At 61.4% G+C, this 7871-nt stretch carries 9 protein-coding genes; 5 read left to right on the top strand and 4 right to left on the bottom strand.

Annotation, left to right across the window (positions count from 1 at the left end; all coding sequences use genetic code 11):
* Positions 1–55 precede the first annotated feature (55 nt).
* Both PG5_RS32605 and PG5_RS32600 read right to left on the bottom strand, forming a co-directional pair.
* On the bottom strand, positions 56–1366 hold the full coding sequence (locus tag PG5_RS32605) for an ATP-binding protein (protein ID WP_020801346.1): 1311 nt from the start codon (positions 1364–1366) through the stop codon (positions 56–58).
* Positions 1363–2103, bottom strand: a complete 741-nt coding sequence (locus tag PG5_RS32600; RefSeq protein WP_008063067.1) for a response regulator — start codon at positions 2101–2103, stop codon at positions 1363–1365. The genes PG5_RS32605 and PG5_RS32600 overlap by 4 nt, the downstream gene beginning before the upstream one ends.
* A 294-nt stretch (positions 2104–2397) precedes the next feature.
* Between PG5_RS32600 and PG5_RS32595 the strand changes: the two genes are divergently transcribed.
* The 3 genes from PG5_RS32595 to PG5_RS32585 all read left to right on the top strand — a co-directional run bounded on the left by PG5_RS32595 (position 2398) and on the right by PG5_RS32585 (position 4330).
* Complete coding sequence (locus tag PG5_RS32595) at positions 2398–2661, top strand: DUF2790 domain-containing protein (protein WP_033045036.1); 264 nt, start codon at positions 2398–2400, stop codon at positions 2659–2661.
* A 43-nt stretch (positions 2662–2704) separates the two neighbouring features.
* Positions 2705–2959 carry a hypothetical protein gene (locus tag PG5_RS32590; RefSeq protein WP_020801344.1) on the top strand — a complete coding sequence of 85 codons (255 nt, stop codon included), beginning with the start codon at positions 2705–2707 and terminating at the stop codon, positions 2957–2959.
* 156 nt (positions 2960–3115) lie between these two features.
* The gene (locus PG5_RS32585; RefSeq protein WP_020801343.1) at positions 3116–4330 is read left to right on the top strand and encodes a cytochrome c biogenesis protein DipZ; all 1215 of its coding nucleotides are present in this window, start codon (positions 3116–3118) and stop codon (positions 4328–4330) included.
* 85 nt (positions 4331–4415) lie between these two features.
* On the opposite strand, the gene PG5_RS32580 is transcribed toward PG5_RS32585, so the two are convergent.
* Positions 4416–5402, bottom strand: a complete 987-nt coding sequence (locus tag PG5_RS32580) for an AraC family transcriptional regulator (RefSeq protein ID WP_020801342.1) — start codon at positions 5400–5402, stop codon at positions 4416–4418.
* A 175-nt stretch (positions 5403–5577) separates the two neighbouring features.
* Here PG5_RS32580 and PG5_RS32575 point away from each other — a divergent pair, with 175 nt between their 5' ends.
* Both PG5_RS32575 and PG5_RS32570 read left to right on the top strand, forming a co-directional pair.
* The gene (locus PG5_RS32575; protein ID WP_020801341.1) at positions 5578–5847 is read left to right on the top strand and encodes a DUF4242 domain-containing protein; all 270 of its coding nucleotides are present in this window, start codon (positions 5578–5580) and stop codon (positions 5845–5847) included.
* 39 nt (positions 5848–5886) lie between these two features.
* Positions 5887–6699 carry a class I SAM-dependent methyltransferase gene (locus PG5_RS32570; protein ID WP_020801340.1) on the top strand — a complete coding sequence of 271 codons (813 nt, stop codon included), beginning with the start codon at positions 5887–5889 and terminating at the stop codon, positions 6697–6699.
* Between the two features lie 50 nt (positions 6700–6749).
* Here PG5_RS32570 and PG5_RS32565 read toward each other — a convergent pair whose 3' ends face one another.
* Positions 6750–7676: a universal stress protein gene (locus tag PG5_RS32565; RefSeq protein WP_020801339.1), complete on the bottom strand. Its 927-nt coding sequence runs from the start codon at positions 7674–7676 to the stop codon at positions 6750–6752.
* Positions 7677–7871: the final 195 nt, after the last annotated feature.

The raw sequence follows: 7871 nt of genomic DNA, 5'->3' as shown, positions 1-7871 counted from the left end.
CGCGGAGCGTCCCTGGCGGCATTCCCACGCAGAGCGTGGGAACGATCAGCAGGTGTCACCCACGCAACTTGAGTTCGGCACACAAGCCACCACCCTCGCGATTGCTCAAGGTCAACGATCCCCCGATCGCCAACGCCAGCTGTTGCGCGATGGCCAACCCCAACCCGGTACCGCCAGTGCTGCGGTTGCGCGAATTTTCTACGCGGTAGAACGGCTGCATGACCTGGGCCAGTTCCGCTTCGGCGATGCCCGGGCCGCGGTCCATGACCTTCACCGACACGCTGCCATCGGCTTTCTTCTCAACCAGCAGTTCCGCAGCGCCGGCGAATTTGAGCGCGTTGTCCGTCAGGTTCACCAGCACTCGCCGCAGGGCGTGGGGGCGGGTGTCGATGACGCTGGCGCTTTTGCCGCTCAGTTGCACCTGCTTGCCCATGTCCTGGTAATCGAACACCAGGCTGTCGAGGAACGAGTCCAGGTCGGTGCGTCGACTTTCTTCGGTGGCGCCGTGGACGCTGCGGGCGTACGCCACGCCTTCTCGCACCAGATGTTCCATCTCGCCCAGGTCGTTCCACAGCTTGTCTTTCTCCACCGAGTCGTCCATGAACTCGGCGCGCAGTTTCATCCGGGTGATCGGTGTCTGCAGGTCGTGGGAAATCGCCGCCAACAGTTGCATGCGTTCCTTGAGGTAGGCGGCGATGCGTGCCTGCATGGCATTGAAGGCCTTGGCGGCGTGGGCCACTTCGGTCGGGCCTTTTTCGTCCAGCAGAACCGGGTGGGTGTTGGGGTCGAGGGTGTCCACGGCTTCAGCGAGGCGGGTGAGGGGGCGGATGGCGATCCTCACGGCCAGCCAGGTGCAGGCAATCATCAGCGCCAATTGCCCGAGCAGCACCATGGGCAGCCAGGGCGACAGCGGCACCATCGAGGGCCGCACATCGATGGTCAATGGGCTGCCGTCGGACAGCTTGAGGTGCACCTGGAAGTGCTTCGCAGGCCCGGGAATATCGCTGAAGGTCATCGGGTAGTCCTTGCCGATGGAATTCTTGATCGAGGTCATGGCAATCGGTGCCTCGGGCATGTCCGTGTCCATGGCGGTGCCGGGTGAACCTTCATTGAGCAGATAGCGGTAATTGCGCCGATCCAGTTGCTGCAGCCAACTCGCACGCTCTGGCGCCGGCAGGCGGTCGAGGATGGCGATGGAGGTCGAGACGTCGGTTTCCAGGTTGCCGAGCATGGTGTTTTTCGAGCTTTCATAGCGCTCGTAGTACTGCGCACCGAAGGACAGCGCCTGGGCGAGGATCAGGCCGATCAGGAAGATCAGCGACAGACGCGAAGCCAGGGTGCGGGGCCAGCGCAGCGACAGGTTCATGCTGGCGCCCCGACGATTTCCACCGGCAGGGAAAACACGTAGCCCTCGCTGCGTACGGTCTTGATGTAGGCCGGCTCGCGGGCGTCGTCCAACAGGCGCTGGCGCAGGCGACTGACCAGCAGGTCGATGGAACGATCGAACAGGTCGGCGTCGCGGCCCTGGGTCAGGTTGAGCAATTGGTCGCGATTGAGCACCCGTTGCGGATGATCGAGGAACACCCGCAGCAACCGATATTCGGCACCGCTGAGGGCGACCATGGTGCCGTCGCCATCGAGCAGGTGCCGGGCGGACGTGTCCAGGCGCCAGCGACCGAAGGCCAGCAAGCGGCTGGATTCGGTCACCACCAGGTTCGGTGGCAACATGCGCGTGCGGCGCAATACGGCGTTGATCCGCGCCAGCAGTTCACGGGCGGCGAAGGGCTTGACCAGGTAGTCGTCAGCGCCCATTTCCAGGCCGATGATGCGGTCGGTTTCGTCGTTGCGCGCGGTGAGCATCAACACCGGCGTGGCCTTGTGTTTGCCGGCGCGCAACTCGCGGCAGAGCATCAGGCCGTCGTCGCCCGGCATCATGATGTCCAGCACGATCAGGTCCACCGGCGTGGATTCAAGGAAGCTGCGCATCTGCCTTCCATCGGCCACGACCGTGGTGCGCAGGCCGTTTTTCTTCAAGTAGTTGCCCACCAGCTCGCGTATCTCGCGGTCATCGTCAACGATGAGAATGTGATCGACGTGCTCCATGGGGACTTGCCTCTGTCAGTGGGGGATATCGCACAGTCTATCGAGCCTTGGCCCGCTCGCCCGCCGTCCTTTGTATTGCAGTGTATCTGGCCTGTCAGCGGATACATACCGAGGCAAAAACGGCCATTTCCAGGGGTTTTGTATCCCTCTGTATCGCGCAGCGGTCCAGATACTTACCGATTTACACGCGCCGGTTCCCGACACATACGGGATACCTCGCAGGCTTCTAATAGGTTCCATCGAGGCAAACCCAAGCGCCTCTACCCACAAACGATGAACCTTGAGGAAACCGCCATGAACACCAAAGCCATCTACGCCGCTTGCCTGTTTGCCGCCCTGAACATCTGCACCTTGTCGGCCCGCGCCGAAGCTGATGTTACCCCGATGAGCTACAGCTATGGCTCGCACCTGGACATCAAGAAAGTGCTGTCGCTGAAACAGGACTCTGCGCCTTCCTGCGGTGTGGTGAATGCCCAGTTGACCTACCTGGATTCCCAGAGCAAGACCCAGGTCCTGGACTACCGCAAATTGGCTGACAACTGCAATTCGGACAACTGAGTCCGGCGAACACCCATTGCCCTTTGAAGACAGGAACACAGCCATGAACACCATCAGCCGATTCTTGACCGCCATTGCCTTTTCCGTCGCCGGTGCCGCGGCCCATGCCAACGCCGCAGTAGAGCAAAACGCTTGCGGCAGCAGCACCTGCTTTCAACTGACTCCGGTGGCGCAGAAGGGCGCTGACGCCTTCCTCGCCGAGGACGGCTACAACCGCACGCCTCAGGGGCAAGTGGTGGCAGAAAACGGCGCCAGTCACACGTCTCAGGGCAAGTGGCTGGAAGAACACAACGCGTGAATCCAGAACACCACCGATCCATGTGGGAGTGAGCCTGCTAGCGAAGGCTGAGGGTCAGTCGGCAGCGATTTTGAATGTGCTGACCTCTTCGCGAGCAGGCTCGCTCCCACAGGGGACGGGTGTGAATTGCCCCCCTCTATTTGCAAGGTGATCTCCATGTTACTCATCGCTTTCCTGGGCGGCATATTGACCGTCCTCAGCCCGTGCATCCTGCCGGTCGTTCCCTTCCTGTTCGCCGGGGCCGACCGCACGCGTTCCTCGATCCTGCTGACCCTGGGCGGCATGGCCCTGACGTTTGCCCTGATCTCCAGCCTGGCGGTGGTCAGCAGTGAATGGGTGATCCAGGCCAGCAACACCGGCCGTCATGTGGCACTGATCGTGATGGTGGTGTTCGCCCTGTCGCTGATTTCCGCACGGGTCGGCGACTGGTTGGCGCGTCCATTCGTGGCGCTGGGCAATCGCATCGACCCCAACAGCCGCACAATGTCCGGCCCGCTGAGTTCGATCATGATTGGTGTCGCTACCGGCCTGCTCTGGGCACCCTGCGCCGGGCCGATCCTCGGGGTGATTCTCACCAGCGCAATGCTGCAGGGCGCGAACGCCGGGACCAGTCTGTTGCTGGTGGCCTACGGCCTGGGTAGCGCGTTGTCGTTGGGCACCTTGATCTTCGCCGGTCGTGGCCTGGTCAATCGCTTGAAACCGTCGATCCCGGTCACTGGCTGGTTGCGTCGCGGTGCCGGTGTGGCGGTGTTGGCCGGCGCAGCGGTGATTGCCACCGGAGCAAATGATGTGCTGCTGGCCAACACCTCGTCGCAAGGTATCAGCAGCGTCGAAAAAGGCTTGTTGGAAACCGTGCCGAAAGTCGTCGATTACTTCGTCAGCAAGGTCAAGGCCGAGTCCATGGACAACGCCCAAGGCGCGATGCCGTCGCTGGCCGGTGCGGTGGAGTGGATCAACTCGCCAGCGCTGACCAACGAATCGCTCAAGGGCAAAGTGGTGCTGGTGGACTTCTGGACCTTCGACTGCATCAACTGCAAGCACACCCTGCCGTACGTCAAGGACTGGGCGAAGAAGTATGAGAAAGACGGCCTGGTGGTGATCGGTGTGCACACCCCGGAGTACGGGTTCGAACGCATCATCGACAACGTCCGGGACAAGGTGAAGGAATACGGCATCACCTACCCGGTGGCGATCGACAACAACTATGCGATCTGGCGCAACTTCGACAACCAGTACTGGCCTGCCCACTACCTGATCGATGCGAAGGGCCAGGTGCGGTACACGCACTTTGGTGAAGGTAGTTATGACACTCAGGAGAAGATGATCCAGCAATTGCTTGAAGAGGCGAAGACCGCTGTTCCAGCGGCTTGAAGTCAAAAGATCGCAGCCTGCGGCAGCTCCTACAGAGTATGCGTTCACTGTAGGAGCTGCCGCAGGCTGCGATCTTTTTGCGATATCAATGGCTCACCTCACCGTGAGCCATTGATCGATTGCCCTGACTACGCCGCCACGCCGCCGGCGGCGCGCCATACTCACGGCGAAACGCGCGACTGAATGCCGTGTCGGTCTGGTACCCCACCTCTTCGGCGATGCGCATCAACGAGCTGTTACTGCTGCGTAACAGGTTGGCCGCCAGCAACATCCGCCATTGCGTCAGGTATTGCATCGGCGTGACCCCCACCAGTTGCGCAAAGCGTTCTGCCAGGACCGATCTAGAGGTGCCGGCGGTGCGCGCCAGCTCATCCAGCGTCCAGGCGTGGCAGGGTTTCTTGTGCAAGGCGTTGAGGGCCGCGCCGACGATCCGGTCGCTTACACCGGCCAGCCACCCGGTCCGCCCCTCGCCATGTTCGTGCATGTACAGGCGCAGTACTTCGATGAAGAGCACCTCGGCCAGTTTCGCCAGCACGCCTTCGCCGCCGGGCCTTGGCGATCGCGCTTCGGCCAGGGCATAACGGACCGAAGATTCCAGCCAGATGCCGGCGTTCGAACCGCGCACATTGACCCTGACCACCGGCGGCAGACCTGCCAGCAACATGCCGGCCAAACGCGTGTCGCAGGCCAGGTAGCCGCACACCAGGCGTGTCACTGCACCACCACCGCCATAACTCAACTGCCGCGGGCGCCGCGCCAGCACCTCGTCGAGCCGCGCACCGCTGGCGGGCGTCAAACCCGGTCTGGAACTCATGCGATGGGCATGGCCCTGGGGGAATATCACCACGTCGCCGGGGTTGAGCAGCAGCGGAGGATCATCGCCCAGTTCGACGTAGCACTCGCCTTCGGTGATCAAGTGGAAGATCACCACCCGTTCGGCGCCGGGTTCCAGGAACGGTGCCGCCGTGTCGGCGCTCGGCGACTGATAGCACCAGGGGGCGGTGAACCTGGCGTTGATGAAAATCGCGCCGACCAGGCGGACGACGCGCAGGGTCTGTGACAGGGCGTCCATGGGTGTTTTCCCGTGCGGGGGTTTCTGATTGTGAGCGCGTCACGGCCCAAGGTGCATTCTCCGGACGATCGGGCAGGGTTGGCCGACGATCGGACAGGACGCCGATCAGCGACGGAGAGATAGTTTGCACACAGGGCCGCCGGTCCTGTCATCAATAAGAAAAAGTGAGGTTGCCATGCCCAAGTTCGTCATTGAACGCGAGATTCCAGGCGCCGGAGCACTGTCAGAAAGGGATTTGAAAGCTGTCTCGCAAAAATCCTGCAAGGTGTTGCGCGATTTGCCAGACCTGCAATGGCTGCAGAGTTATGTCACAGGCGACAAACTGTATTGCGTGTACATCGCGCCAAACGAGGAACTCATCAGGGAGCATGCCCGGCAGGGCGGTTTCCCGGCTAATCGCATTTCCCAGGTCATGAACATCATCGACCCCACCACGGCTGAGTGAGCGTGTGCCCGATCCTGTTCCAAACCAGAGATTGCCTCCATGAGTACACCCATTGATCTTACTGCCTTGAAAACCCGCCAAATGGCCGCGTGGGCCAGTGGCGACTATGCCGTGATCGGCACTACCTTGCAGATCGTCGGTGAGCAACTGGCCGAGGCCTGCGACCTGTTGTGTGATGAACAGGTGCTGGACGTTGCCGCCGGCAATGGCAATGCGACCCTTGCCGCCGCGCGTCGCGGTTGCCGGGTGGTGTCCACCGATTATGTGGCTGCATTGCTCGAGCGTGGCGAAGACCGTGCCCGTGCGGAACGCCTGAACGTGACCTTCCAGGTGGCTGACGCCGAAGCGTTGCCTTTCGCCGATGCCAGTTTTGACGCCGTGCTCTCAACCTTCGGTGTGATGTTTGCACCCGATCAGGTCAAGGCCGCCGCAGAGCTGGCGCGAGTGTGTCGCCCCGGCGGCCGGATCGGCCTGGCCAACTGGACGCCGGAAGGTTTCGTCGGCCAGATGTTCAAGACCCTCGGCCGGCACATGCCACCACCGCCAGGTGCGCAACCGCCCTCGCAGTGGGGCACTGAAGCCTGGCTGCACAAGCACTTTGACGAGCGCGACTTCCTGGTGCAGGTGACGCGCCGGACCTTCAACTTCCGCTATCGCTCGGCCGAGCATTTCATCGATACCTTCCGCAGCTGGTACGGTCCGATCCACAAGGCCTTCGCGGCGCTGCCCCCTGATGGCGCCAAGGCCCTGGAAGACGACCTGACCGAACTGCTCAACCGCCTGAACCGGGCGGGCGACAGGTCGATGGTGGTGCCCAGTGAATACCTGGAGGTGGTCATCACCAGGCGTTGAAGCTGCAGGAGCCGGCTTGCCCGGCTCCTACGGGGCGATACACCGGGCGGTCATTCATCCAGCCGCTCGGTGTACACCACCCACACACTGCAGGGCATTTTGTATAGCAGATGCTCCACCGTGCTGCCGATCAGGCGCCCCATGCCGCGATGGCCGAGACGGCCCATGACGATTACGTCGACATTGAACGCATCGGCAAAGCGGGTCAAAACCTTGGCCGGGTTGCCCATGATCATGTGCCGTTGCGCTTCGGCGATGCCATTGCGTTGGGCCAGTTCGTTGAAGGCTTCCAGCTGCGCGTCATACAGAGTCTTGTGCTTGGTCGAGGAAAAAAACGCCGAGCCGTTGTCAAAGCCGAACTCGTCCGAACTGATGGACGAGAGGTCGTAGGCGTAGACCACATCAAGTTCGGCGTTGCACGCAGTCGCCAGTTTCGTGGCTTCGTGCAGGATGCGGTCGTTGAAAGTCTTGTAGTGATCATCACGATGGAAGGGGTCGATGGCTGCGACCACTTTGCGCGGTAGCGCGTTGATCGCGTGGCTGACGAAGTGTAACGGCACCGGACACTCACGCAGCAAATGCACATCCAGCGGGGTGAAGATCAGCCGCGATAGCAACGACTGGTGCTCCAGCGCCTTGATCAGCACGTCCATCGGCTGTTCCTTGAGGTGAATCAGGATTTCCTCCAGCGGGTTTTGCACCCACGTTACTTCCGTTGTGACGGTTACGCCGATTTTGCGCAAGGGCCGGGCCTGGTCTTCCAGCCACTGACGGTGGCGATCGACGTAACCCAGGCGCATCTGTTCCAGCGCCTTCTCATTGACCATGCCAGCCGTGGCGAGGCCTTCCAGATAGTCGAAGGCCACGATGTGCAACGCCGCGCCCTCCGCCTTGGCCAGCGCGGTCGCCCGGTCGAAAGCAGGGCTGTGTTCCATCAGCGGCGAAGTCACCAGCATGAAGCGAGATTGACCCGACATGACAAACCTCCCGTTGGATAGAGACGACGGTTGTTTGGCTTGGCTTCAATCCTTGAGTATTGACCATGATGGGTGGGGGTGTAGTGGATCAAGTTAACAGACCTCTTGATCTTCTTGCCTCCTTACGCCCTGAGCAACGCCTGTGGGAGATTGTTGTCTGAGTACATATCCATCTCTGCGGTAAAGGCCACTTAT

This window comes from Pseudomonas sp. G5(2012), from assembly GCF_000408945.1.
In the GTDB taxonomy this organism is placed as follows: Bacteria; Pseudomonadota; Gammaproteobacteria; order Pseudomonadales; family Pseudomonadaceae; genus Aquipseudomonas; species Aquipseudomonas umsongensis.
This window is presented reverse-complemented; position numbering and strand designations above follow the sequence as displayed.